General features: G+C 54.2%; 1 protein-coding gene. It reads left to right on the plus strand.

Annotation, left to right across the window (positions count from 1 at the left end):
* Nucleotides 1-21: 21 nt before the first annotated feature.
* Nucleotides 22-1,113 (plus strand): terminase large subunit (locus V6D20_16725; GenBank protein HEY9817424.1); only part of this gene is annotated, 1,092 nt, incomplete at its 3' end.

Consider the following 1,113-nt stretch of genomic DNA (forward strand, 5'->3'; position numbering starts at 1 on the left):
CTCAGCCCGAGAGGAGTGGTAGTGGCGCAACACCCAAGCGTTGAACGCGCAAACAAGTATTGCCGTGACGTTGTTGGCGGGTCGATACCTGCCTGCAAATGGATTCGCCTTGCCTGCCAGCGCCACCTTGACGATTTAGCCAAGTCTAAGCGCTCTGAGGTTTACCCGTATTACTTCGATCACCAAGCCGCCGAGCGGGCCTGCAAGTTTATTCAGGCATTTCCGCATACCAAGGGCAAGTGGGCGGCCAAGGGTGACAGTCTGATCCTTGAGCCATGGCAGCTATTCTTTATCTGCTCACTGTTTGGCTGGAAGCGAACCAAGGACAAGATGCGGCGGTTTCGTCGTGCTGAACTATGGGTGCCACGAAAGAACGGCAAGTCAATACTGGCGGCGGGTATCGGCCTATACATGCTGGCGGCTGATGGCGAGTATGGGGCAGAGGTTTACTCTGGCGCGACCACAGAGAAGCAGGCCTGGGAGGTATTCAGGCCCGCAAAGATCATGGCTAACCGCGTCGGTGACTTCAAATCCTACTTTGGCGTGGAGGTTAACGCCTCAAACATATCAATTCTGGAGAACGGCAGCCGGTTTGAGCCGGTTATTGGTAAGCCAGGGGATGGTTCAAGCCCGCATTGCGCCATCATTGATGAGTATCACGAGCACCAAACAGACGAATTGTTAGACACAATGGAGACCGGCATGGGTGCGCGGGAGCAGCCTTTGCTGCTTATGATCACCACAGCCGGGGATAATCTGGCTGGCCCCTGCTACCAGATGCAGCTTGACGCCCAGAAAATGCTTGAGGGCATCTATGAGGACGACCAAACCCTAGCCCTGATCTACACGGTTGACGCTGATGACGACTGGACAAGTATCGATACCATCAGAAAGGCCAACCCGAACTATGGCGTATCGGTCAATGATGACTTCTTGGAAGCCAAGCTAGCTGAGGCAAAGAACAATAGCCGCAAACAATCTACCTTTCAGACCAAGCACCTAAATATATGGGTTGGCTCACGGGAAGCATACTTCAACGTGCAGCGGTGGCGCGACTCAACTGATGAGACACTGAAGCTGGAAGACTTCCGGGGCAAGCGGTGCTATATGGGG

The sequence above is a fragment of the Candidatus Obscuribacterales bacterium genome, from assembly GCA_036703605.1.
Taxonomy (GTDB): Bacteria; Cyanobacteriota; Cyanobacteriia; order RECH01; family RECH01; genus RECH01.